This window comes from Pseudomonas kilonensis (assembly GCF_001269885.1).
Lineage (GTDB): Bacteria > Pseudomonadota > Gammaproteobacteria > Pseudomonadales > Pseudomonadaceae > Aquipseudomonas > Aquipseudomonas kilonensis.
Window position 1 is genome coordinate 117,521 of record NZ_LHVH01000035.1, and the last position, 25,996, is coordinate 143,516.

The 25,996-nt window shown below is 60.9% G+C and carries 17 protein-coding genes and 2 pseudogenes; 6 read left to right on the forward strand and 13 right to left on the reverse strand.

Annotation, left to right across the window (positions count from 1 at the left end):
• Positions 1–6: 6 nt before the first annotated feature.
• The gene (locus tag AD662_RS29875) at positions 7–996 is read left to right on the forward strand and encodes an RHS repeat-associated core domain-containing protein (RefSeq protein WP_235862372.1); all 990 of its coding nucleotides are present in this window, start codon (positions 7–9) and stop codon (positions 994–996) included.
• A 120-nt stretch (positions 997–1,116) separates the two neighbouring features.
• Complete coding sequence (locus tag AD662_RS29880) at positions 1,117–2,142, forward strand: RHS repeat-associated core domain-containing protein (RefSeq protein ID WP_235862373.1); 1,026 nt, start codon at positions 1,117–1,119, stop codon at positions 2,140–2,142.
• A gap of 84 nt (positions 2,143–2,226) precedes the next feature.
• On the opposite strand, the pseudogene AD662_RS25955 reads toward AD662_RS29880, so the two are convergent.
• Positions 2,227–2,334, reverse strand: a pseudogene (locus AD662_RS25955) (hypothetical protein); the annotation flags it as partial.
• A 130-nt stretch (positions 2,335–2,464) separates the two neighbouring features.
• On the opposite strand from AD662_RS25955, the gene AD662_RS29885 reads away from it, so the two are divergent.
• Positions 2,465–3,481, forward strand: coding sequence for an RHS repeat-associated core domain-containing protein (locus AD662_RS29885; RefSeq protein WP_018610509.1), 1,017 nt, complete (start codon positions 2,465–2,467; stop codon positions 3,479–3,481).
• A gap of 53 nt (positions 3,482–3,534) precedes the next feature.
• Positions 3,535–4,068: pseudogene (locus tag AD662_RS29030) on the forward strand (RHS repeat-associated core domain-containing protein); the annotation flags it as partial.
• Between the two features lie 691 nt (positions 4,069–4,759).
• On the opposite strand, the gene fdhA reads toward AD662_RS29030, so the two are convergent.
• From fdhA to AD662_RS26005, 8 genes are all read right to left on the reverse strand, one after another.
• Positions 4,760–5,959: a formaldehyde dehydrogenase, glutathione-independent gene (gene fdhA, locus AD662_RS25970; protein ID WP_003177608.1), complete on the reverse strand. Its 1,200-nt coding sequence runs from the start codon at positions 5,957–5,959 to the stop codon at positions 4,760–4,762.
• Between the two features lie 194 nt (positions 5,960–6,153).
• Positions 6,154–7,011, reverse strand: coding sequence for a formyltetrahydrofolate deformylase (gene purU / locus AD662_RS25975; protein ID WP_018610503.1), 858 nt, complete (start codon positions 7,009–7,011; stop codon positions 6,154–6,156).
• A 127-nt stretch (positions 7,012–7,138) separates the two neighbouring features.
• Positions 7,139–7,771 (reverse strand): sarcosine oxidase subunit gamma, encoded by a 633-nt coding sequence (locus AD662_RS25980; protein ID WP_018610499.1) that lies wholly within the window; start codon positions 7,769–7,771, stop codon positions 7,139–7,141.
• 159 nt (positions 7,772–7,930) lie between these two features.
• Positions 7,931–10,948, reverse strand: a complete 3,018-nt coding sequence (locus tag AD662_RS25985; RefSeq protein WP_053189984.1) for a sarcosine oxidase subunit alpha — start codon at positions 10,946–10,948, stop codon at positions 7,931–7,933.
• The gene (locus AD662_RS25990) at positions 10,945–11,274 is read right to left on the reverse strand and encodes a sarcosine oxidase subunit delta (protein ID WP_003206305.1); all 330 of its coding nucleotides are present in this window, start codon (positions 11,272–11,274) and stop codon (positions 10,945–10,947) included. Before AD662_RS25990 ends, AD662_RS25985 begins: the two co-directional genes overlap by 4 nt.
• Positions 11,275–11,288: 14 nt before the next feature.
• Positions 11,289–12,539, reverse strand: a complete 1,251-nt coding sequence (locus AD662_RS25995; RefSeq protein ID WP_003177603.1) for a sarcosine oxidase subunit beta — start codon at positions 12,537–12,539, stop codon at positions 11,289–11,291.
• Positions 12,540–12,560: 21 nt separating this feature from the next.
• A complete protein-coding gene (glyA, locus tag AD662_RS26000; protein WP_003206308.1) occupies positions 12,561–13,814 on the reverse strand; it encodes a serine hydroxymethyltransferase in 1,254 nt (417 codons plus the stop codon).
• A 346-nt stretch (positions 13,815–14,160) separates the two neighbouring features.
• Positions 14,161–14,865, reverse strand: coding sequence for a TraX family protein (locus AD662_RS26005; RefSeq protein WP_053189985.1), 705 nt, complete (start codon positions 14,863–14,865; stop codon positions 14,161–14,163).
• A 236-nt stretch (positions 14,866–15,101) separates the two neighbouring features.
• Here AD662_RS26005 and AD662_RS26010 point away from each other — a divergent pair, with 236 nt between their 5' ends.
• Positions 15,102–16,142: a threonine aldolase family protein gene (locus AD662_RS26010; RefSeq protein WP_018612398.1), complete on the forward strand. Its 1,041-nt coding sequence runs from the start codon at positions 15,102–15,104 to the stop codon at positions 16,140–16,142.
• 214 nt (positions 16,143–16,356) lie between these two features.
• Here AD662_RS26010 and gbcB read toward each other — a convergent pair whose 3' ends face one another.
• A complete protein-coding gene (gene gbcB, locus AD662_RS26015; protein ID WP_018612396.1) occupies positions 16,357–17,457 on the reverse strand; it encodes a glycine-betaine demethylase subunit GbcB in 1,101 nt (366 codons plus the stop codon).
• 283 nt (positions 17,458–17,740) lie between these two features.
• Between gbcB and gbcA the strand changes: the two genes are divergently transcribed.
• Positions 17,741–19,036, forward strand: coding sequence for a glycine-betaine demethylase subunit GbcA (gene gbcA, locus AD662_RS26020; protein ID WP_053189986.1), 1,296 nt, complete (start codon positions 17,741–17,743; stop codon positions 19,034–19,036).
• Between the two features lie 114 nt (positions 19,037–19,150).
• Here the strand turns inward: gbcA and AD662_RS26025 are convergent, their stop codons facing one another.
• From AD662_RS26025 to AD662_RS26035, 3 genes are all read right to left on the reverse strand, one after another.
• Positions 19,151–20,395: a metallophosphoesterase gene (locus tag AD662_RS26025; RefSeq protein WP_018612393.1), complete on the reverse strand. Its 1,245-nt coding sequence runs from the start codon at positions 20,393–20,395 to the stop codon at positions 19,151–19,153.
• 27 nt (positions 20,396–20,422) lie between these two features.
• Positions 20,423–22,291 carry a c-type cytochrome gene (locus AD662_RS26030; RefSeq protein WP_018612389.1) on the reverse strand — a complete coding sequence of 623 codons (1,869 nt, stop codon included), beginning with the start codon at positions 22,289–22,291 and terminating at the stop codon, positions 20,423–20,425.
• A 121-nt stretch (positions 22,292–22,412) separates the two neighbouring features.
• Positions 22,413–25,865, reverse strand: a complete 3,453-nt coding sequence (locus AD662_RS26035) for a GMC oxidoreductase (protein WP_053189987.1) — start codon at positions 25,863–25,865, stop codon at positions 22,413–22,415.
• Positions 25,866–25,996: the final 131 nt, after the last annotated feature.

Consider the following 25,996-nt stretch of genomic DNA (forward strand, 5'->3'; position numbering starts at 1 on the left):
GACGTCATGTTGGCGAACCGCAAGACGCTGCTGTGCCGCTACCACTACGACCCACTGGATCGCCTGGCCGACTACACACCCTCGGCCCAGGCCCGCACCCAGCGCTTCTACCTGAAAGAACGCCTGACCAGCGAAATCCAAGGCTCGGTACAGCGCTCGATATTCCAACAGGGCGATCAACTCCTGGCCCAACAACAGCGCCAGGACGCCGCCGTCGAAACCACCTTGCTCGCCACCGATCTGCAACGCTCGGTGCTGCACGCGCTCGATGCCATGCAGCCTCGTCCCCTCGCCTATACGCCCTACGGCCATCGCCCTGCGGAAAACGGCTTACTCAGCCTGCTCGGCTTCAACGGCGAACGGCCGGACCCGGTGACGGGGCATTATTTGTTGGGCAATGGGTATCGGGCGTTCAATCCGGTGTTGATGCGGTTCAACAGCCCGGACAGTTCGAGTCCGTTTGGGGAGGGTGGATTGAATTCATACGCCTATTGCATTGGGGATCCGATAAATCGGATTGATCCAACGGGGCATACTTGGAAACCGTTAAAAGTTGTCTTGAGAAGAGCTGGGCTCATGAGGCCATCAGATTCGGTCACTCAACCCGTCGCCTCTCGAAATCCACCGGCAACAACCGGAACCATTCCATCACAGACCTTCAATAATAAATCCGCGGCAGGGACAACTAGAGACATTATAGCGGGCAATGCCCCTGCCCCATATTCCGGCTATTCTGAGAGGAACATGACGGCTTCTGAACCCGTTCGCCCTGAAGATCCCAATCGTTGGCGTCTGATGCTTTCACTGTTTAGAGCAGATATTAGAAGCCTCTTACAAACTGGAGCAAGACATAGAGCACCTGTTGCAATCATCATAAATCATGCCGAGCGGGTCAACTTTCGGCCTCGAGATCCTGATGCCCCTCCCAGTTACGATGAGTTGTTTCTGCCATCTTACTCAGAGGCGATGAATCGCATTAGGGATGGTCTGAAATAGCCGGTTATGAGTGGTGCCTGGCCGCTGTGGGCAGCCAAACCTAACACTTCTGCTAGCTAGACAGCCGACCTTCTGCCTGAACATGATGTTGCTGTCTGTATTGACCACAGAGCACAGCCCATGCCCACCCCAGATAAAACCTTGCTCTGCCGTTACCACTACGACCCACTGGATCGCCTGGCCGCATGCACGCCATCGACCCAGGCCCGCACCCAGCGCTTCTACCTGAAGGAGCGCCTGACCAGCGAAATCCAAGGCTCGGTACAACGCTCGATTTTCCAGCAGGACGACCAACTCCTGGCCCAACAACAGCGCCAGGATGGCGTCATCGAAACCACCTTGCTCGCCACCGATCAGCAACGCTCGGTGCTCCACGCGCTCGATGCCATGCAGCCTCGTCCCCTCGCCTATACGCCCTACGGCCATCGCCCTGCGGAAAACGGCTTACTCAGCCTGCTCGGCTTCAACGGCGAACGGCCGGACCCGGTGACGGGGCATTATTTGTTGGGCAATGGGTATCGGGCGTTCAATCCGGTGTTGATGCGGTTTAACAGCCCGGACAATTTGAGTCCGTTTGGGGAGGGTGGGCTGAATGCTTATGCATACAGCGTCGGAGATCCGGTAAATCGAAAAGATCCAACAGGTCACTACAATTCATTCGTTAATACCTACTCGACATCCAGGTCCTCTTGGCTCGGGATATTCACCAAACAAAGAAAATGGCAACCCCAACCAGCAGCTTCGTTGCCTGACAGAACAATCAACGGCATCGATCAAGTAGTCAGAGACAGCCTCGATCACTACAACCCCACCCCAAAAAGACTAATCACCAGCGCGGACAATGCCATTCACCATGCGAAGCTAATCGGCCATCGCAGCGAAAAAATCGAGACACTCAAAACTACCAAAGAAAAATTTAATTCATATATAACTGACAGAAGCAAAACCATAGAAAAAATCAAAGAAACGCTAAGCTACGATTCCATTTCAGGCAGCGACGGTCCGACAGTGTTCTTTATAGCCAGCAATCATTATGAGCAGCAACGTGTACAGCTTTACCTTCAAACAGCCCAAGAGACCTATGAGCTAAATAGCGAACTGGCAGTAAACCTTGGCATACGATCATCAGCCGTCCGCAAAACGTGAAGCCCACCTAGTTAAAAGTTGCATGGACATCATTAAAAAAGGGCGACATCACTGTCGCCCTTTCCCCATCTTGCCCTTTACCACTTACGCCGCACTCAACAACTTATGCGGATCAATCGACAACTTCTTCGGCACACCCGCATCGAACTCGCCATACCCCTTCGGCGCATCATCCAGGCTGATCACCTGCATCAATTGTCGGTGATTTCATCGCCAGGCCTGGCCGACAGGGGCAGCCAAACCTAACACTTCTGCTAGCTAGACAGCCGACCTTCTGCCTGAACATGATGTTGCTATCTGTATTGACCACAGAGCACAGCCCATGCCCACCCCAGATAAAACCTTGCTCTGCCGTTACCACTACGACCCACTGGATCGCTTGGCCGCATGCACGCCATCGACCCAGGCCCGCACCCAGCGCTTCTACCTGAAGGAGCGCCTGATCAGCGAAGTCCAAGGCTCGGAGAGACGCTCGATATTCCAGCAGGGCGACCAACTCCTGGCGCAGCAACAGCGCCAGGACGACGCCGTCAAAACCACCTTGCTCGCCACCGATCTGCAACGCTCGGTGCTGCACGCGCTCGATGCCATGCAGCCTCGTCCCCTCGCCTATACGCCCTACGGCCATCGCCCTGCGGAAAACGGCTTACTCAGCCTGCTCGGCTTCAACGGCGAACGGCCGGACCCGGTGACGGGGCATTATTTGTTGGGCAATGGGTATCGGGCGTTCAATCCGGTGTTGATGCGGTTTAACAGCCCGGACAATTTGAGTCCGTTTGGGGAGGGTGGGTTGAATGCATATGGGTACTGCGAGGGAGATCCGATAAATAAAAGCGATTCAACTGGGCGCTTTTCCTTTTTCTCAAAATTAAAGCTGAGATTCTGGAAGCCACTTTCAAAACACAACAATCGCAAAACACCTGCCACGCCATATAATTTAGTAGGGATTTATAAAAAAAAGGAAACACACCAACTCTCCACAACGACCAAACCATACCGAACCGATAGAACACAACCATTAGAGTCTGCCCTCGCCAAACCCAGCTCAAATTCACAGCCTCCCACCCCCGCACAAAGGAAAACATCACTAGATTTGTTTATCGAAACAGCCAAAAAAGAACTAACAAAAAGCGATCAGCGAAGAATCAAATCATTAATCGAGTCTCTTCCTTCAGAAAACCACAGCCAGCAACAGATAACGCACATCATGATTCGCGCCATAGATAAAAGATCTATAACCATAGAACAAAAATACAACTATCAAGGGATTACGCCTAGCGCCGCAACCAAAGAAATTCGCAATCCACAATCCACCAAAGCTAACACTTCTACTAGCTAGACCACTGCCCTTAAAAATGATGTTCCTATTCGTATTTCTCAGAGTAAAGCCCGATGCCCTCCACAGATAAAACCTTGCTCTGCCGTTACCACTACGACCCACTGGATCGCTTGGTCGCCTGCACACCCTCGGCCCAGGCCCACACCCAGCGCTTCTACCTGAAGGAGCGCCTGACCAGCGAGATCCAGGGCTCGGTACAGCGCTCGATATTCCAACAGGGCGATCAACTCCTGGCCCAACAACAGCGCCAGGACGACGCCGTCGAAACCACCTTGCTCGCCACCGATCAGCAACGCTCGGTGCTGCACGCGCTAGATACCACGCAGCCTCATCCCCTAGCCTATACGCCTTACGGCCACCGTGCCCCGGAAAACGGCTTACTCAGCCTGCTCGGCTTCAACGGCGAACGGCCGGATCCGGTGACGGGGCATTATTTGTTGGGTAATGGGTATCGGGCGTTCAATCCGGTATTGATGCGGTTTAACAGCCCGGACAGTTTGAGTCCGTTTGGGGAGGGAGGGTTGAATGCTTACGCCTATTGCGTGGGGGATCCGGTGAATAAGACAGATCCCACCGGGCATTTCCCTAACCTATGGAAAGGTATATTAAACCGCCTGAACCTTCGAACACCCAGGCCCCGCGCAGCCGCCACATCTCCAGCGGCCATTGGCGGCGCAGCAAACACTGTTATGCCCAACAGGCGCCCAGCTGCACCCCCTCCTTATGCTGACGCAGAAGATGGCTGGAACCAGATACATGGGAATCCAATCGAGGCATCTTCTGCTTATAACGACTCGCCACCTCACTACGCTGATCACAGATCGGATCCCATAGTCCTTTATCGCGAGCCGCCACCTCAACACCCTCTTGTTGCGTCAATTACCGCACCGATTGAAGTTGTCGCTCCTGCGCATGCTCCCCCTCCAGCTCCCACACCGCGTAGACGGCCGTTTGGATCACACCATTTAGATTCTTCGGGCAGGGTTATCTCCCCTACCAGCAGTAGCCGTCAAGCGAGCCAAGATAGAGGCCCATCCAACCCCCTTGTGCGAGTCATCCAAGAAAGAGCAGCCCAACTACGCCGAGGAAGGTCGAGGAATTAGAAATTGCCGATAACCATGAAAAAGTTCTACTCGAATCGGTCGTAACTCTCCTCGGCGCACTTGAGTAGGGTCCGCCAAACCAAATCGCTTCGGTCCCGAAACGCCGCCGCTGGGATGCACTGAACAAAAAAGGGCGACATCACTGTCGCCCTTTCCCCGTCTTGCCCTTTACCGCTTACGCCGCACTAAACAACTTATGCGGATCAATCACAAACTTCTTCGGCACACCTGCATCGAACTCGCCATAACCCTTCGGCGCATCATCCAGGCTGATCACCTGCACACCCACGATTTCAGCAATGTTGATACGGTCCCACATGATCGCCTGCATCAACTGGCGGTTGTACTTCATCACTGGCGTCTGGCCGGTGTGGAAGCTGTGGGATTTGGCCCAGCCCAGGCCGAAGCGGATGCTCAGGCTGCCCATTTTCGCCGCTGCATCGACAGCGCCCGGGTCTTCGGTGACGTAGAGGCCGGGGATGCCGATTTTGCCGGCCACGCGGACCACGCCCATCAATGAGTTGAGCACGGTGGCCGGGGCTTCGTGCTTGACGCCGTCATGGCCGTGGCCGCGGGCTTCGAAGCCGACGCAGTCGACGGCGCAATCTACCTCTGGCTCGCCCAACAGTGCGGCGATTTGCTCGTGCAGCGGGGTGTCGGTGGACAGGTCGACAATTTCGAAGCCTTGAGCCTTGGCGTGGGCCAGGCGGATGGAGTTGACGTCACCAATGATCACCACGGCCGCGCCCAGCAGACGGGCGGAAGCGGCGGCCGCCAGGCCAACCGGGCCGGCACCGGCGATGTAGACGGTGCTGCCAGGGCCAACACCAGCCGTCACGGCGCCGTGGTAACCGGTGGGCAGGATGTCGGACAGGCAGGTCAGGTCGCGGATTTTCTCCATGGCCTTGTCGCGGTCCGGCAGTTTCAGCAGGTTGAAGTCGGCGTACGGCACCAGTACGTATTCGGCCTGGCCGCCGGTCCAGTCGCCCATGTCCACGTAACCGTAGGCACCGCCGGCACGGGCCGGGTTGACGGTCAGGCAGACGCCAGTGTGTTGTTCTTTGCAGGAACGGCAGCGCCCGCAAGCCACGTTGAACGGCACCGACACCAGATCACCGATTTTCAGGTTCTCGACGTCGCTGCCCTTTTCGATCACTTCACCGGTGATTTCGTGACCCAGGACCAGACCGGTCTGGGCGGTGGTACGGCCGCGCACCATGTGCTGGTCGGAGCCGCAGATGTTGGTGGAGACCACGCGCAGGATGACACCGTGCTCAATCTTCCTGCCGCGCGGGTCCTGCATTTTTGGATAGTCGATTTTCTGTACTTCGACCTTGCCGTTGCCGAGATACACGACACCACGATTACCAGACATGCTTTCACCTCGCTGTTGTTTTTGTGGAACTGCGTTGCCCAGGCAGGCAGCGCGTTGATTGCTCGGGTTACAGATGCTGTTTTTGCGTTGTTAGTAATGGCCTCTTCGCGAGCAAGCCCGCTCCCACATTCGACTGCATTCCAAAGGTGGAACGCGGTCGAATGTGGGAGCGGGCTTGCTCGCGAAGGCGTCCATCACAGCACCACAGTACGATTGGCGTTCAAGAACACCCTTCGCTCGATGTGATACCCCACGGCCCGGGCCAGGGTGAGCCCTTCGATGTCCCGACCCTTGGCGATCAGGTCTTCGGGATAGTGGCTGTGGTCCACCACTTCCACGCCCTGGGCGATGATCGGACCTTCATCCAGGTCGTTGTTGATGTAGTGCGCCGTGGCGCCCACCAGTTTCACGCCTTTGTTGTAGGCCTGGTGATACGGCTTGGCGCCCTTGAAGCCCGGCAGCAGCGAGTGATGGATGTTGATCGCCTTGCCGTCGAGCTTGCGGCACAACTCCGGCGACAGCACTTGCATGTAGCGGGCAAGGATCACCAGCTCAGCACCGGTGTCTTCGATCACCTGCCACACCTGCCGCTCCTGGGAGGGCTTGTCGTTCGGGTCCAGGGGGAAATGGTAGTAGGGAATCTGGTGCCAGTCGGCCAGAGGCTTGAGGTCGGGGTGGTTGGACACCACGGCCACCACGTCCATGGACAACTGGCCGATGCGCTGGCGGTAGAGCAAGTCGTTGAGGCAGTGATCGGCCTTGGAGACCATGATCACCACTTTGGGCCGGTAGTTGGGCGGCGTCAGTTCGAAAACCATGCCGAAGGCTTGCGCGCGTTCGGCCAGGCCGGAACGGAAATTCTGCTCGTCAAAACCGTCGGGTTGACGAAACTCCACGCGAATGAAGAAGCGCCCCGAGAGTCGGTCGTCGAAGGAGTGGTGCTCGGTGACGTAGCAGCCCTGCTCGAACAGAAAGCGGGTCACCGCGTCCACCGTGCCGAGCACGCTGGGGCAGTCGGCAGTCAAGATCCATGTGTCTGGGGCGCGGCTCATTCGTGATACTCCTCTGATCGTTCCCATGCTCTGCGTGGGAATGCCGCCATGGACGCTCTGCGTCCGCCTTTTGGGACGCGGAGCGTCCCGGGATGCATTCCCACGCAGAGCGTGGGAACGATCGACATCAGGCCTGCACGCTCAACCCATACTCAGCCGCGGCATCCTGCAACCACAGCCACCAGTAATCCGAGAAGCTGCGGCGGATCACCAGTTCCCAGGTGTCTTCGCCCGTGTGGCGGATCACCAGTTGCGACTTGGCGAACACCGTGCCCACGGCCTTGCCCACCGGGAAGTTGCTTGGGTGAACGTCATAGCTGGTGGACTTCATCAGCACGTCGCGCACGTTCGGGCCGGACAGTTCGAGGATCTGCTGGCCACCGCTGACGTTGACGATCTGGATGTGCAGGTCGCCCAGGGCTTCACGCAGTTTCTGCTCGGCGGCAAACTCTTCGCCCGTGGGCACCACCAGCAGCCATTCGTCCGGGCCAAGCCATTGCAGGCTGGTTTCACCCTTGACGATGACGGTCAGGGCGCCCGGCAATTCCAGGCCCAGGGCCTTGTGCACGCCGGCGGCGAACGCCGGGTCGTGACCGTCGCCACGAAGGGTCAGGTGGCCCAGGAGTTTTTTCTCGCGCACGGTCACACCGGCGTTCTTGCGGCCCTTGCCCACCAGGCTGGCGAGGTCGGCATGGTGCAGCGACGACTCGGCCTTGGCCCCGGTGGTTGGGCGTTGTGGGTACACGTTGACTGCGGTCATATGGAGCACCTGTCTGAATGCTTGTTCGACCTGCCGGTGGGTGGCGCTGTGGGAGCAAGGCTTGCCCGCGATGAACGATAACTCGGTCTGATGGCTACCGTGTCGCCTGCATCGCGAGCAAGCTTTGCTCCCACACGCCCCCACCACAGGGCTTAAATGTTAGATATTCTGCCGATCCCCCTTCGGATCGAAGAACACCGAAGAAACAATCTCTGCCTCGATCACGCTGCCGTCGGCCAATGGCGCGAACACGCGCTCGCCCATCCGCTTGAGGCCGCCCTTGACCACGCCCATGGCAAATGAATAACCCAGGGAGTTGTGGGCATAGCTGGAGGTCACGTGACCAACCATGGTCATCGGGATCGCCTGCTTGGTGTTGAACACCAGTTGCGCACCCTCCGGCAGCCAGACATTCGGGTCGATCGGCTTGAGGCCCACCAGTTGCTTGCGCTCTTCACGCACGCAATCTTCGCGATTCATGCCGCGCCAGCCAATCCACGAGAACGGTTTGGTCCGGCCTACGCACCAGCCCATGTTCAGGTCGTCCGGGGTCATCGAGCTGTCAGTGTCCTGACCGACGATGATGAAGCCCTTCTCGGCCCGCAGTACGTGCATGGTCTCGGTGCCATACGGGGTCAGGTTGTACTTTTTGCCGGCCTCGACGATCTGCTCGAGCACGCCCATGGCGTAGTCGGCCTGCACGTTGATTTCGTACGACAGCTCACCGGTGAACGAGATGCGGAACACCCGCGCCGGTACGCCGCCCACCAGGCCTTCCTTCCAGGTCATGAACGGGAAAGCGTCCTTGTCCAGGTCGATGTCGGTGACGTCGCCCAGCAGCTTGCGGCTGTTGGGTCCCGACAGGGTCATGGTTGCCCAGTGGTCGGTGACTGAGGTGAAGTACACCTTCAGGTCCGGCCATTCGGTCTGGTGATAGATTTCCAGCCATTGCAGCACGCGCGCCGCGCCGCCGGTGGTGGTGGTCATCAGGAAGTGGTTGTCCGCCAGACAGGCCGTTACGCCGTCGTCGAAGACCATGCCGTCTTCCTTGCACATCAGGCCGTAGCGGGCCTTGCCCACGTCGAGCTTGGTCCAGGCGTTGGTGTAGACGCGGTTGAGGAACTCGCGAGCATCCGGACCCTGGATGTCGATCTTGCCCAGGGTCGAGGCGTCCAGCAGGCCAACACTGTCACGCACGGCCTTGCATTCGCGCTTGACCGCGGCATGCATGTCTTCGCCGTTCTTCGGGAAGTACCAAGGACGCTTCCACTGGCCGACGTCTTCGAACTCGGCGCCGCTTTTCACATGCCAGGCATGCAGCGCGGTGAAGCGCACTGGCTCGAAGATGTGCCCGCAATGCCGGCCCGCCACCGCGCCGAAGGTCACCGGCGTGTAGTTCGGACGGAACATGGTGGTGCCCATCTGCGGGATGCTCACGTTCAGCGAGCGGGCCGCGATGGCCAGGCCGTTGACGTTGCCCAGCTTGCCCTGGTCGGTACCGAAGCCCAGTGCGGTGTAGCGCTTGACGTGTTCCACCGACTCGAAGCCTTCGCGGGTGGCGAGCTCGATGGCGGCGGCGGTGACGTCGTTCTGCAGGTCGACGAATTGCTTCGGCGCCCGTGCAGTGGATTTTTCGTGGGGCACCTGGAACAGCGCCAGGGTTGGCTCTTCATGACGGCTCAGGGCTTTGGGCAACACACCCTCCACCGCTTTGAAGCCGGCTTCGTTGGCCGCGCGCACGCCGCCTTCAAAACCGTCAGCCAAGGTATCACCGAGGCTGTAGACACCGTTCACACCACCGACGCAGACACGCTTTTGCGGTGCTTCGCCCGGTACGAAACCGAGGATGTCTTCACGCCAGATCGGCTTGCCACCCAGGTGCGAAGCCAGGTGAACCACCGGGCTGTAGCCGCCGGAGCTGGCCACCAGGTCGCAGTCCAGCCATTCGCCGGGGCTGGTGACTTTGTGAGCACGGACGTCGATCGCGGCAACACGTGCCCCGGTGACGCGCTTGCTGCCACGGGCCTCGATCACGGCGCTGCCGGTGAGGATGCGAATGCCCTTGGCGCGGGCTTCTTCCACCAGCGCACCACGCGGGTTGCTGCGCGCATCGGCGACAGCCACCACTTGCAGGCCGGCGTCGAACCAGTCCAGGGCCACGCGATAGGCGTGGTCGTTGTTGGTGCTCAGCAGCAGTTTCTTGCCCGGTGCCACGCCGTAGCGACGCACGTAGGTGGACACCGCACCGGCCAGCATGTTGCCCGGCACGTCGTTGTTGCCATAGACCAGCGGGCGCTCGCAGGCGCCGGTCGCCAGGACCACGCGCTTGGCGCGGACGCGGTTGATGCGCTGGCGGACCTGGCCGATCGGTGCACGGTCGCCGAGGTGGTCGGTGAGGCGCTCGTGGATGGTCAGGAAGTTATGGTCGTGGTAACCGTTCACCGTGGCGCGAGGCAACAGCAACACTTGCGGCATCGATTGCAGTTCAGCCACCGCAGCAGCGACCCACTCGGTCGCCGGCTTGCCGTCCAGGCTCTCGCGGGATTCGAGCAGGCTGCCGCCGAACTCTTCCTGCTCATCGGCCAGGATAACGCGCGCACCGCTGCGGGCCGCGGCCAGTGCGGCGGCCAGGCCAGCGGGGCCTGCGCCGACGATCAGCACGTCGCAGTGACGGTTCATGTAGTCGTAGGTGTCCGGATCGTTCTCGGTCGGCGAGCGACCTAGCCCTGCGGCCTTGCGGATGTACTTCTCGTAGGTCATCCAGAACGATTGCGGGTACATGAAGGTTTTGTAGTAGAAGCCCGGCGGCATCAGCTTGCCGCCGACCTTGCCGAGAATCCCCATCATGTCGTTGTTCACGTTCGGCCAGCCGTTGGTGCTGGTGGCGACCAAACCCTGGTACAGCGCCTGTTGCGTGGCGCGCACGTTCGGAATTTGCGTGGCTTCGGTGGCACCGATCTGCAGCACCGCGTTCGGCTCTTCGGCACCGGCGGCGAAGATGCCGCGCGGACGCGAATACTTGAAGCTGCGGCCGATGATGTCGACACCGTTGGCCAGCAACGCGGCGGCCAGGGAATCGCCCTCGAAGCCTTTGTAGGTCTGGCCGTTGAAGGTGAAGCTCAGCGCTTTGTTGCGGTCGATCCGTCCGCCGTTGGACAGGCGATTGATCTGGCTCATACCTTCTCTCCCAGAGCCTGCGCGGCCGCTTTCGGACTGTCAGCCTTGTCGGTGAATTGCGGCTTTTGGCCGATCTTGTAGGTTTCGAGAATCTCGTAGGTCACGGTGTCGCGGGTCACGTTGAAGTACTGGCGGCAACCGGCGACGTGATCCCACAGCTCGTGGTGCAACCCGCGTGGGTTGTCACGGAAGAACATGTAGTCGCCCCACTGTTCGTCGGTGCAGGCATTCGGATCCAGTGGACGCGGGATATGCGCCTGGCCGGATGCATGGAATTCCTCTTCGGAGCGCAGTTCGCCGCAGTGAGGACAGAAGATGTGCAACATAGGGATTTCTCCTGTTAGTGGGCGACGGCAGCAGCGCCGTGTTCGTCGATCAGTGCGCCGTTGTGGAAACGGTCGATGGAAAACGGTGCGGCCAGCGGGTGCATTTCACCCTTGGCCAGGCTTGCAGCGAAGACGTTGCCCGAGCCCGGGGTGGCCTTGAAGCCACCGGTGCCCCAACCGCAGTTGAAGAACATGTTCGGCACCGGGGTCTTGGAGATGATCGGGCAGGCGTCCGGCGTGGTGTCGACGATGCCGCCCCACTGGCGGTTCATGCGTACGCGGGACAACACCGGGAACATCTCGACGATGGCCTGGACCGTGTGTTCGATCACCGGGTACGAGCCACGCTGGCCGTAGCCGTTGTAGCCGTCGATACCGGCACCGATCACCAGGTCACCCTTGTCGGACTGGCTGATGTAGCCGTGCACGGCGTTGGACATGATCACGCTGTCGATGATCGGCTTGATCGGCTCGGACACCAGCGCTTGCAGCGGGTGGGATTCGATCGGCAGGCGGAAGCCCGCGAGCTTGGCCATGTGCCCGGAGTTACCGGCGGTCACCACGCCGACGCGCTTGGCGCCGATGAAGCCCTTGTTGGTTTCCACGCCGATGCACACGCCGTTTTCCTTGCGGAAACCGATCACTTCGGTCTGCTGGATCAGGTCCACGCCCAACGCGTCCGCCGCCCGGGCAAAGCCCCAGGCCACGGCATCGTGACGGGCCACGCCGCCGCGACGCTGGACGGTGGCGCCCATCACCGGGTAACGGGTGTTTTTCGAGCAATCCAGGTACGGGATCTCGTCGGCCACTTGCTTGGCGTTGAGCAGCTCGCCGTCCACGCCGTTGAGACGGTTGGCGCTGACGCGACGCTCGGAATCACGGATGTCCTGCAGGGTGTGGCACAGGTTGTAGACGCCACGCTGGGAGAACATCACGTTGTAGTTCAAGTCCTGGGACAGGCCTTCCCACAATTTCATCGCGTGTTCGTACAGGTGGGCCGATTCGTCCCACAGGTAGTTGGAGCGCACGATGGTGGTGTTGCGCGCGGTGTTACCGCCGCCCAGCCAGCCCTTCTCGACCACGGCCACGTTGGTGATGCCGTGTTCCTTGGCCAGGTAGTAGGCGGTCGCCAGGCCGTGCCCGCCACCGCCGACGATGACCACGTCATAGACCTTTTTCGGGGTCGGCGTGCGCCACATCCGCTGCCAGTTTTCGTGATGGCTGAGAGAGTGTTTGAAGAGGCCGAAGCCCGAATAGCGTTGCATAGTCATTACTCCAAAACCGACTCAGCGATAAACCGGGAAGTCCGCGCACAGGGCCGCCACTTGCTGCGCGACATTGGCCTCGACATCGGCATCGCCGAGGTTGTCGAGAATGTCGCAGATCCAGCCGGCCAGCGTGACGCACTGGGTCACCTTGAAACCACGCGTGGTCACCGCCGGGGTGCCAATGCGCAGGCCCGAGGTCACGAACGGCGATTGCGGGTCGTTCGGCACGGCGTTCTTGTTGACGGTGATGTGGGCGCGGCCCAGGGCAGCATCGGCGTCCTTGCCGGTCAGGCCCTGACGGATCAGGCTGACCAGGAACAGGTGGTTATCGGTGCCACCGGACACTACATCGTAGCCGCGCTTGATGAACACGCCAGCCATGGCCTGGGCGTTATCGATCACTTGCTGCTGATAAGCCTTGAAGCCAGGCTCCGCCGCTTCCTTGAAGCACACCGCCTTGCCGGCGATCACGTGCATCAACGGGCCGCCCTGGGCGCCGGGGAATACGGCGGCGTTGAGCTTTTTCTCGATCTCTTCGTTGGCCTTGGCCAGGATCAGGCCGCCACGTGGACCACGCAGGGTCTTGTGGGTGGTGGTGGTGACCACGTCGGCGTAAGGCAGTGGATTAGGGTACAGACCCGCGGCGACCAGACCGGCAACGTGGGCCATGTCAACGAACAGCAGGGCACCGACCTTGTCGGCGATCTGGCGGAAACGTGGGAAGTCCAGGGTCTTGGAGTAAGCGGAGAAACCGGCAACGATCATCTTCGGCTTGTGCTCGACCGCCAGGCGCTCGACTTCGTCGTAGTCGATCAGGCCGGTGGTGGTGTCGATGCCGTATTGCACCGCGTTGTAGAGCTTGCCCGAAGACGACACCTTGGCACCGTGGGTCAGGTGACCGCCGTGGGCCAGGCTCATGCCCAGGATGGTGTCGCCGGCCTGCAACAAGGCCAGGTACACGGCGCTGTTGGCCGAAGAACCGGAATGCGGCTGGACGTTGGCGTAATCGGCACCGAACAACTGCTTGGCGCGCTCGATGGCCAGCGCTTCGACTTTGTCGACGTGCTCGCAGCCACCGTAGTAGCGCTTGCCCGGATAACCTTCGGCGTACTTGTTGGTCAGGCCGCTGCCCTGGGCCTCCATCACGCGCTTGCTGGTGTAGTTCTCTGACGCGATCAGCTCGATGTGATCTTCCTGGCGTTGCTCTTCGGCGTTCATCGCCGCCAGCAGTGCATCATCGTAGCCTTGGATTTGGTCTTGCTTGCTGAACATCGCGTCTCTCCCAGCGGCGGCGGTGCGCCTTTCGTCTCGGTGAGGCACGGACCATTCGGTCGTGCCCTTTGGATGCGATGGTATGGCTGGCGCAGGCATGTCAAATGCCTATGGACGCCACGCAAAGGTGCGTTTACGACATGGGACCAAAGAGTCGGAGAGCAAGGCCTGCGCGATAGCACTGTGGGAACTGAGATTTGTGGGAGCAAAGCTTGCTCGCGATCCAGGCGCCTCGGTCCACGGGAGACCGCGGCGTTTTCATCGCGGGCAAGCCTTGCTCCCACAGGCCTTGCTCCCACAGGTATTGTTCCCACAGCTTGGCTCCAAAAATGCTGCTCCCACAGGGCTATGCGGCGATCTGGCGAACCGCGAGCAACAGTAGAAAATGCGCGGGATAAAGGCCATAGGCCCAGCGCCGCATCGCCGGTGGATGAAAACGACCCGCCTGTCGCAAAAGCATCAGCCCGAGCCATGGCGCGATCAGGCAAGCCACCAGCCCGCCGATCGCCACTGGCTCCCCCAGCCACGCCGCGCCATACAGCACCCGCCATTGATTGGCCGCCACGCAGACCAATCCCGGCAACAAGGCCATATACAAGGGACGCTTGAATACCAGCAACATCGCCAGCGGCAGCAGCACACCAAAGAACCCGAACATCAGTTGCGATGAAAACAGCGCCGCCAACAACAACGCCACCGCGGCCAGGCATCGCGCCTCCAGGGTGGGCACCTGCCAACCGCGCGCCACCAACAATCCCAGCACCAGGGTCGGCATCACATTCAGGGTGGTGGGATCGGGAATGAACAAGCGGTAGGGGATTTCGCTGACGGCGCTGAATAGCAGCAGCCAGCCCAGGTAACGCCAGGGGGCGGTGCTGGCGTCGTTGCGCGCCAGGTTCGCCGCCATCGCCAGGCAGAACCACGGGAACGCCAGGCGTCCCGGCACATATAGCCAATCGACGGAGAAACCGACATATCGCAGATGATCGAGCACCATCGCCAACAGAGCCAGCCACTTGAGCAGGTCCAGGGCGCCGTCACGCCGGTTCATGTGTGAAACAGCTCGATGACTTTGATACTTTCCGACAGAAACATCCGGTGTGTTCCCCCACTAATCTTGGGTAAAGTGCGCACCAACATAGATCACGGCGTTGCACACTCAAGCGCGCCGAACCATGATCGACCACGGCGCTGTGGACCCAAACACGCCGAACCATGGAACGCCCCACCCGGGCATTCCGCCAGGGATCTTCTTTATCCAGGACTCTCTATTCAAGGAGCAAGGCCATGACCGACAAGAGTCAACAGTTTGCCAGCGACAACTATTCCGGCATTTGCCCCGAAGCCTGGGCGGCCATGGAAGAAGCCAACCAGGGTCACCAACGCGCCTACGGCGACGACGAGTGGACCCACCGCGCGGCGGACGATTTCCGGGCCTTGTTCGAAACCGACTGCGAAGTGTTCTTCGCGTTCAACGGCACGGCGGCCAACTCGTTGGCGTTGTCCTCACTGTGCCAGAGTTACCACAGCGTGATCTGCTCGGAAACCGCCCACGTCGAAACCGACGAATGCGGCGCACCGGAGTTCTTCTCCAACGGTTCCAAGCTGCTGGTGGCGCGCACTGAAAACGGCAAGCTGACCCCCGAGTCGATCCGTGAGATCGCCCTCAAGCGCCAGGACATCCACTACCCCAAGCCCCGGGTCGTGACCCTGACCCAGGCCACGGAAGTCGGCAGCGTCTACACCCCGGAAGAAATCCGCGCCATCAGCGTCACCTGCAAGGAACTGGGGCTGAACCTGCACATGGACGGCGCGCGTTTTTCCAACGCCTGCGCCTTCCTCGGCTGCTCCCCGGCCGACCTGACCTGGAAGGCCGGCGTGGACGTGTTGTGCTTCGGCGGCACGAAAAACGGCATGGCGGTGGGTGAAGCGATCCTGTTCTTCAACCATGACCTGGCCGAAGACTTCGACTATCGCTGCAAACAGGCCGGGCAACTGGCCTCGAAGATGCGCTTCCTCTCCGCGCCCTGGGTCGGTTTGCTGCAAAACCAGGCCTGGCTCAAGCACGCCCGCCACGCCAACCACTGCGCCCAATTGCTGGCAGAGCTGGTCAGCGACATTCCCGACGTGGAACTGATGTTCCCGGTCCAGGCCAACGGCGTGTTCCTGCAACTCTCGGAACCGGCCATCGCCGCGCTGACCGCCAAGGGCTGGCGTTTCTACACATTCATTGGCAAAGGCGGCGCACGCTTCATGTGCTCGTGGGATACCGAAGAAGCGCGAGTGCGGGAATTGGCGGCGGATATTCGGGAAGTGATGGCGAGCTAGGAAAGCCGCCCCGGCCTGTCATGCCCGCCGTGGTGAAAGAGGCTTACTGTGGGAGCAAAGCTTGCTCGCGATGCAGACGGCTCGGTCCATGGGAGACCCCGTCGCTTTCATCGCGGGCAAGCCTTGCTCCCACAGGCTTTGCTCCCACAGCAAGCTTTGCTCCCACAGGCCTTGATCCCACAGGGGGGGGCTCACCGCCACTAGGATGGGCAGATCAGAAATCGATCCGCACATCCCCCTTCGGCACGCTGCAGCACGACAGGATATACCCCTCGGCCTCGTCGTCCTCGGTGATACCCCCGTTGTGGTCCATTTCCACTTCCCCGCCCAGCTTCAGCACCTTGCAGGTGCCGCAGATGCCCATGCCGCAGGCCTTGGGGATCATCATGCCGAGCTTGGCAGCCGCGGCGTGCACGGTTTCGCCCGGCCCCACGCGAATGCTCTTGCCCGAGGAGGTGAACTCCACCAGGTGCAGGTCCGCTGCGTCGACTTGCGGGGCGTCGGCCGCTTGTTCGGCCTGTTCCACGGCGTCGGCGCGAGCTTCCGGTGGCGTGGCGCCGAAGGATTCCTCGTGGTAACGCTTCATGTCGTAGCCGGCCGCTTCCAGCAAGCGCTTGACTGCGGTCATGTACGGGGTCGGGCCGCAGCAGAACACCTCGCGCTCGAGGAAGTCGGGCACCATCAGTTCCAGCATCTTGTGGTTCAGATAACCGCGATAGCCGGCCCAGGGCTCGCCCAGGCCGTGTTTTTCGCAGATCAGGTGCAAGCTGAAGTTGTCGATCCGCGACGCCATGTGCTCCAGCTCGCGGTGGTAGATGATGTCCTTGGGCGAGCGGGCGCTGTGGATAAAGGTCATGTCGACATTGGCGTTGGTGTCGTAGAACCAGCGCGCCATGGACATGCACGGCGTGATCCCCACGCCACCGCTCAGGTACAGGACTTTCGGGCTCGGGAAATCGATGGCGTTGAACAACCCCACCGGCCCGTGCACCGCCAGCTCCTGGCCTTCATGCAGGGTGTCGTGCAGCCAGTTGGAAACCTTGCCCCCCGGCACGCGCTTGATGGTCACCGAGAAACTGTAGGGCACCGACGGCGAGCTGGAGATGGTGTAGGAGCGCATGATCGGCTGGCCTTCGATTTCCAGCTCCAGGGTGACGAACTGCCCAGGCTTGAAAAAGAACAGGATCGGCTGGTCAGCCATGAAGCAGAAGGTGCGCACATCCCAGGTTTCCTGGATGACTTTGACGCAACGTACGATATGTCGGCCATTGGCCCAGGTCTGGGTCGTGACCGGGTTCAGGAAGTTATTGGACATGCTGATCTCCACGGCCGACTGTCGGCCTTCATGAGGGCGATTGTGCGCAGGCGCCTGGGTGACCATTTACCTATCTGCGACATTCACATACTTATCGCGACCAGCCCTTAACTACCGGGGCTAGCGCGTCGGGAACAGATTGGGCCATGTCGCCCATGGATAAGGTTGCGCCCCTGCGCGGCCCCACACTCGCCCCAACAGATAAACAAAGTTTTCTGCCTTGCGTAGCACAACCGATTAGTCATTTTTCGCCGGCCACGTAGAGGGCCATGAGGATAAAACGATGGACGTCACCACTACCCTGAGCCTGGGCGATCCGCTGGAACCCGCACGCAAGGCCACCGCGCAAATGCTGCAAGAGCGCGAGCGCACCTTTTCGCTGCCGCAGCCGTTCTACTCCGATGAGCGCCTGTTTGATATCGATATGCAGGAAATCTTCCAGAAAGAATGGTTGATCGCCGGCATGACCTGCGAGATCCCGGCCAAGGGCAATTACCTGACCCTGCAAGTCGGCAAGAACCCGATCATCGTGATTCGCGGTGCCGAGGGCGTGGTGCACGCGTTCCATAACGTCTGCCGCCACCGTGGTTCGCGGCTGTGCACCAGCGACAAGGGCAAGGTCGCCAAACTGGTCTGCCACTACCACCAGTGGACCTACGAGCTGGACGGTCGCCTGTTGTTCGCCGGCACCGAGATGGGCGCCGACTTCGACATGAAGCAGTACGGCCTCAAGCCTGTGAACGTGAAGACCGCGGGTGGCTACATCTTCATCAGCCTGGCCGAGAACCCGCCGGCCATCGATGACTTCCTGTCGACGCTGAACCATTACATGGAACCGTACGACATGGAGAACACCAAGGTGGCGGTGCAAACCACCTTGATGGAAAAGGCCAACTGGAAACTGGTGCTGGAAAACAACCGCGAGTGCTACCACTGCAACGCCTCGCACCCTGAACTGCTCAAGACCCTGCTGGAATGGGACGACGTCACCGACCCGCGGGCCGACCAGGCCTTCAAGGACCACGTGGCCGCTTCCGCCGCCGCCTGGGATGCCGAGAAGATCCCTTACGCCCACGCCAGCTTCGGCCTGCGCAACCGCATCGTACGCATGCCGCTGCTCAAGGGCACCGTGTCGATGACCATGGACGGCAAGCAAGGCTGCGCCAAGCTGATGGGCCGCATCAAGAACCCGGACCTGGGCTCGATGCGCATCCTGCACCTGCCGCACTCGTGGAACCACTGCATGGGCGACCACATCATCGTGTTCACCGTATGGCCGATCAGCGCCCAGGAAACCATGGTCACCACCAAGTGGCTGGTGCACAAGGACGCGGTCGAAGGCGTGGACTACGACGTGGCGCGCATGCGCGAAGTCTGGGACGCCACCAACGACCAGGACCGTCGCCTGGCCGAAGAAAACCAGCGCGGCATCAACTCCACCGCCTACCAGCCAGGCCCGTACTCCAAGACCTATGAGTTCGGCGTGGTGAACTTCGTCGACTGGTACAGCGAGCGCATGCTCAACAACCTGGGGGCCGAGCCGGCGCCTTACCTCAAGGGCGTTCCGGTCCAGGGCTAAAAACTAAAAGCTTCGCGAGCAAGCCCGCTCCCACAGTTGACCGAGTTTCTTCAGAAGGAATGCGGTCGAATGTGGGAGCGGGCTTGCTCGCGAAGGCGGTCTAACAGCTGACGACTAATGTGAAGACCACCGCACACTGCCATCCTCCCCATAAAACGTCTCGACAATCTCCTCCCCCTTCAGCCGCACCTTCACATACCCGTTCAACACCCGCAGCGGATACGCCTCGTCACCCGCCAATTGGGTCTCCGACCACAATACCCCGGCATGCCCGTTCAATTCGCTGGTGGTGCCATAGGGGATCGCCCCGTGCCCGGCGCAGCGCGCATGCAATCCGCCTTGCGGTGCGTAGCAGATGCCGTTGTGCAAATGCCCCCAGTACCAGTAGTCCGGTTCACGCCCCAAGGCATCGCACACCGGTTGGTAAAGCGCCGTCTTGTTGTGCCCGGAAATATCAAAACCCTGGTGATGACTGAGCACCATGAGTTTCTTGCGTTTGGGCAGGGTTTTCATCCACTCGATCTGCTGGGTGTTGAGGGTGCCGTCCATGTACAGGTTCATGGCGTCCGAGGCGTAGGCGCTGTCGAGGCCAACCACCAGCCAGTCGTCGTTGTACAAGGCAAAGTAACTGGTGCCCTGTTGCACCGGGAAACGCTTGGACAGCTCCTTGAAATAGCCGTGGGCACCGCTGTACATCTCGTGGTTGGAGTTGAGGGTGAACGCGCCGTGCTTGCCCTGGGGCCAGCCGACCATGTCGACGTCTTCCTGGGAATGGGTGCCGGCGTAATACACGTCGCCCAGATGGATGGTGAAATCGGCCAGGGCCAGTTGCATCTGGTTGGCCACCGCCACCGCCGGGGCGTGACTGTCGAACGGCCCGGTGCCCCAGTCGCCAGCGATGGCCAGCACCACGTCGCTGTCCATTTTCACCAGCGCCGGGTTGGTGGCGAACGGCGCGTGGTGGCGCAGGTTCTCGATCCACTTGAGCAGCGCCTCGCTCCACAACAGATCCAGCAGTTCCCATTTGCGGCAGCCGAGCAAGGTGCCGTCCTTGAGTACCCGGGTCGGCAACTCGTCCACGCTTTGCGGCAAGGGCGTGGCGTTGCCGATTTTGAGGATCGACAAACCGTGGGACAACTCCCACGGCACGGCCGGCTCGTCGTCCGGCAGGTCGCCATGCTCGATGACATGCTGGGCCTGGTCGTGGCCTCGCTGCAGCAGCTTGACGATGGCCTGGAACTCCTCGGGCTCGAGGTCGTTGACCAGTTTTTTCCAGGACATCTCCAGCCGCGTGACCAACCCATGCAGGCGGACCTTGACCTTGTCGAACTCATGTTCCCAATGGTGCAGTAATGACATGTGAACGCTCCTTCGCAATGCCCTGGGCTACAGGGTCTTCATGAATTCGATCAGGGCCCGTTTATCGACGTCCGACAGCTGCGTGCCATACAGGTGGCCACCGTTGTGGTTGCCTTCCAGGCGGGTGTCGTATTTGAAATCCGCCGACGCCTTCATCTGCGCGCCGCGGGTGATGAAGCCGACCTTCTCCTGGTCGTAGATGTCGGAGCCGGTGTAGAACACTTGCGGACGTTGCTCCGGCGGTTGCAGCAAATCCCACAGGGTCGGCACCGAACCGTTGTGCAGGTACGGCGCGCGCAGCCAGATACCGTCGGTGGGCGTGTTGCTGTAGCTCTGGGTCTTGCGGTAGGCGCCAAAGTCGAACGGCGGTTTCTTGAAGCCGTGGAACGCCGTCACCAGGCCGGTGGTGAAGGAATTCAAGCGATGGGGATCGGTGCCCAACTGGTCGATGTTGGTGGTGACCTGACCGGTGTCGCTGCGGCCAAAATCGTGGCAGCTGGCGCAGTTTTTCTCCCAGATCGGTTTGCCTTGGGCGACTTTCGCCTGGTCCAGGGCGAACGGCCAGGCCGGCGCCTTGTGGCCCAGCAGCCAGTTCGTGACGCGATTGAAACTCGGTGGCAGCACCGATTGCGGCGTCGCGCCCACGGCCATGGCCGCTGCGTAGTTGCGTTCGTGGATCTTGTTGTTATTGCCGTCCCAATGCAGGTACATGGACTCGCGCGGTTTCTGGTTCCAGACCTGCGGCAGATCCACGGTGCCGATGGTGGAGTCATCCGGGAAGCCGAACACCACCATTTTGGTCGGGTTGAAGGTGTCGGTCCGCCCTGGCCCCTGGGCCGGACGCAGCTTCTGCCAGGCATACGCCTGCTTCTGTTTGAGCAGCGCACTCTTGGCCATCGGAATGATCAGGTAACGGTTGTACAGCTTCTCGAAAAAACCCAGTTGGAACTTGCCATTGATCGCCGCCATCACCGCCTGGGGGGTGAATTTCGGGTCGCTGGCGCACTCGTAGGCGAACCACTGGAAGGCCTGCAGTTGCAGGGTATTGGCCGGCGCGCTAGCGACCGGAACCGCTACGTCACTGGCATTGGCCCGATAGGAGCCGGTGTGACACAGGGCACAGTTGGGTTCCACCGTGGGGTAACCGAGCTGCCGCTTGGCCATGCCAATGGGCAGGTCTTTGCCGTTTTCATAGAGAAAACCGAACACCTCGTAGCCACCCGGCTTGGGCAGTTTTTCCGGGCACATCTGCGGCAGCACGGCGAACAGGTAGTAGGGAATCCGCGCCTCGATGCCCAGGCCGATGGCGGCGTATTTGTAATGGTCTTCGTCGGAGGCGAAGTCCGGTTGCGGGACTTCCCGGATCATCTGGTACCAGGTCTGGTAGCCGATGAAGCCCAGCACCAGCAGCACCACCAGCGTGCCGACCTTGAAACCGTGGCTCTGCCAGCGCAGCGCCCAACCGGCGCGCCATTCCCGCCAACCGGCGCAGAGCAAGGCCAGCGGACGATTGGCCACCGGGCTGCCCAGGTACAGCAGCACGCCCAGGATCAGGAACATGCTCAGGTCGCCCATCAGCATCGGCACGAACAGCTGGCCCTGGTTGTTGGTGTTGATCAGGTAGATCCAGAACACCACCGCCACCAGCCGCGACAGCACGCACAACCACGAATGCACCACGAAACGCGGCGCGTTGAACCCCGAGGGCATGTAGAACAGGCTGATCCCCACCAGCAACATGCCGGCGTTCTCCAGCCAGGGATCGGATAACACGGGCGGCAGGCCGATCATGGACGTCAGCAATGCCGGCGCGAACAGCGCCGGGATCGCGAAGAACATGTTCATGACAATCCCGACCCAGATGATGCGTTGGAACCAGCGGATGTAAGTGTTCATGGCATTTCCCTTGATCGTTCCCACGCTCTGCGTGGGCATGCATCCCGTGACGCTCTGCGTCACAACAGCGGACGCAGAGCGTCCATGGCGGCATTCCCACGCGGAGCGTGGGAACGATCAGCTAGCCCAACGCCGTCTTCTCCAGGTGCTCAAGGATGATCGGATACACATCCACCACCGCATCCTTGCCGAACATGCAGTCGATGTGGCCGTACCCCGGCACTTCGTGGCGGCTGAACAACTGCGGGCCGTGCATCTCGCACAGTCGTTCGTAGGTCTTGAGAGTGCTTTGCGGCAGGTAGCACTGGTTGTCGGCGCCGCTGATGAAGCAGATCGGCAATTTCAACCGATCGAAATGCGGCATGTAGACGTCGTTGCCCTTGAAGTCCACCAGGTGCCCCTTGCGCACGATCAGCGCCAGGTGCTCGAAGGTCTGGATATTCGACTCGCCGAACAACTCATGCAGGTTGTCGTGCAGGGTTTCGTTGAGGGTGTCGTGGCGGTACAGCGACGCATACATGAACGTGATGCGATGACAGACCGGGTTGGTGCAATAGCCCTGGGCCTCGATCCGGGCATAGCCGTTAAGGGCCTTGTCGTAGAGTTTGTTGAACCAGCTTTCCTTGGTGTCGGCGTAGGCCGTGAGGGACTTGATGCCGATGGCATCGAGCATCCCCGGCAAATGCAAACCGGCTTTCAGACCGGTGGCGGTGGCAACCACCGTGTCGGCGGCGATCTGCGAGCAGACCACCGAACGCACGCCCTGCAAGCCCGCCAGCATCGACATGAAGAAGGTCGTCGCGCCGTAGCAATGCACCACGCATTGCACGTCACGGGCCAGGGTCGCCTGCTGGATCTGCTCGATGGCGGCCTTGAAATCGTACTGGGCCACCTGGTCGCCGTTCCATTCATTTTTGCTGGCCGGCAGCAGGATGCTCACCCGCAAATCCAACAGCCAGACGTCGTATTCGTGCTTGCAGAGGTATTCCAGCAGGTTGGTGTGAATGGTGTCGGTGGAGAAAATATTCGAGCCCACGCCCAGGCCATGAACCAACATCACCGGGCCTTTGGTGCCGGCCTGGTAACGGGTCAGGCGCAACTCGACGTTGTCTTCGGTCTGGAAGAAATGCACGGCCGGCGCCGGTGCATCCAACGGCCGTTTCAACCGGGGCGGTGCGTCCGGGTTGAAGTAGACATCGCCGGCGAAGACACCGCCATAGCTCTCCCACAAGATGCCGGCAAAGAACTTGCCGAACCGCGCCAGTGCCTCCACGCGCTCACGCTCATTGCGGGCGTTGAGCACTTTCATGGTGGTCATCTGCTTGGCGAAGTCCGCCGGCAGGATGTGCATCACCCCGGAGCCGATCACCGCGCCGGTCTTGTCCGGCCCGCGATAGAGGGTGACGTACAGGGTGCTGGTGTCAGGCCAGATGTTCAGCACACCGTTGTCCTCGGGCACGGTCTTGAAGGCGCTGAAGTAATAGTCGCTGCCGTCTTCGGCGGTCAGCTTCATGTCGTAGTTCATGTGCCGCACGCCAACCTGTTCCTGGTACTGCTCGAACAGGTTGAACACCCCATTGCTGGCGACCAGCGGCTGCGGCGAGAGCAGCGGTGCATCGAGGGTGCCCACCAGGGTTGCCGCATGTTCCGGCTCCTTGATCAGGCGGTTGAGGTCGGAGGCGGTGATGGTCAGCGTGAACTCGATGGGCGAGTTGTCGGCCTTGCCCCGCTTGGCCGCCGCTTCGTACAGGCTGAGGTCGGTGCCCTGGGGTTGGGTGAAGGCTGTGGAAAAGTAGCCCTTCATGGTTTCAGTGAACTGCACGCCGAGGGTCGGCGCCGCCACGGCTTTGCGCGGGGCCGAAGGCAGCGTGTAGTCGATGATCCAACCCCGATCAGCCGCCAGCAGCCCCATGTTGCGCTCGCTCACCGCCGAGATGGTCAGCAGCGGGTTGACCGCCAGCGACGTCGGGATCACCGCGCCGTCAGTCACGTACAGGCCCGGGTAGACATCGGTGCCGCTGGCGCCACTGAACACCTGGCCCTTGTGGTTGACCACGCCTTGGGTCGCATCCTCGCCCATCACGCAACCGCCCAGGGGATGGACCGAGACGATGCTGTGCTTGAGCAGCTTGGTCCAGATCGGGTTCTCGACCCAGATCCCGCCCAGGGCCTTGGTGCTCTGGTGCAGCCGCTCGTTGCCGAGGGTGACGTTCTCCTGTTCGCCGACGCCGGGCCAGTCGATGCGCAACTGATCCTTGCTGTCGAGCAGCATGCGCCCCTTGGCGTTGTCATGGCTCATGATCAGGTAGGTCTGCATGTTGTGCAGCGCGCCGTGATACGGCCCGCGCAGGAAGCTCTCGGCTTCGCGCCCCTTGTACTTGAGGCTGGCGCCGAAGCCGGTGTCGGTGGGTACGCCAATCATCCCGGCGAACGCCGCCATGCTTGGCACCATGGCCTGGCCGAGGGCGCCGGGAATCGAACCCTCCTCGATGACCATGCGGCTGCGCCAGTCGCCCTCGGTGCGCATGTCGATGATCGAGGTGATGCACGGCCCCACCGGTTCCAGTTCCTTGGCTGAATGGGCGCCGAAGCCGATGCCGTTGATGACCTGGTCACAGTTGTGGCCGAAGCCGAGGATGTCACCGTTGCCGCTCATGTGCTCGCCCAATTGGCTGGACATCGACAGGCCCTTGTCCCGCGAGCGCAACATGATTTCGGTGGAGCCCAGGGTGCCGGCAGACACCACCACGATGTCGGCGCGCACGAACAGGGTCGGCGCGGAGAACATCTCGCGACCGCTGTCCAGGTATTGGAAGTGCACGATCCAGCCATCGCCGTCGCGCTCCAGGTGCCGCACCTCGGCCTGGCAGAAAATTTCCGCGCCGTGGTTCCAGGCATCCGGCAGGTAGTTCATCAGCGTGGTGTTCTTGGCCTTGTTGTTACAGCCCGAGACGCAATCGCCACAACCATTGCACGGCAGCTGTTCGACGCCGACGTGGTTGAGGTTGTTGGGCAGCTTGTCGAACGTCACGTTGATCGGTGGTTTGTAGAAATGCGCGCCTTGCTTGAGGTAATCGGCGGACTTCTTGTGCGCGTCGAGCTTGGGCAGGTTCGGTTCCGACGCGGGGTAAGGGTTGGGCTTGAGCATCTCCCGGGCCCGGGCGTAGCCGTCCTTGAGCAGCGTGTCCTGGTGCTCACGGACTGCCTGGGGCCAGCGCGGGTCCTCGAACACGCCAGGCTCCGGCTCCAGCGCAACGTTGGCATTGATCAGCGACGTGCCGCCCAGGCCACAACCGACCACCACGTTCTGCTGGGCGTTGACGTGCAAGTCGAACAACCCGGTGCGCGAACCGATGTGGCCATCCGGGTCGTGGACTTGCAGTTCCTCGGTGGCTGCGAGCAGGGTATTGGGGTATTCGCCGGGCTGGATCTCCCGGCCACGCTCCAGCAGGCACACCTTGCGCCCGGCCCGGGACAGACGCGAGGCAGCAATGCCGCCCCCGTAGCCCGAACCGATGACGATCACGTCGTAGTGCTCCTGGATATCACTGATGGGGGTCGAGATCCGTGTCATGTTCAAGTCCTCTCAGGCAGAAGGGGCAACTCTGCGGTTGCCTGCAAATCGACAGGCGCACGAACGCCTGGCCACCGTCCCTTGCAGGGTCCGGCGACAGTCAGCGGTGCTACAGGGGAAACCCGGGCGCT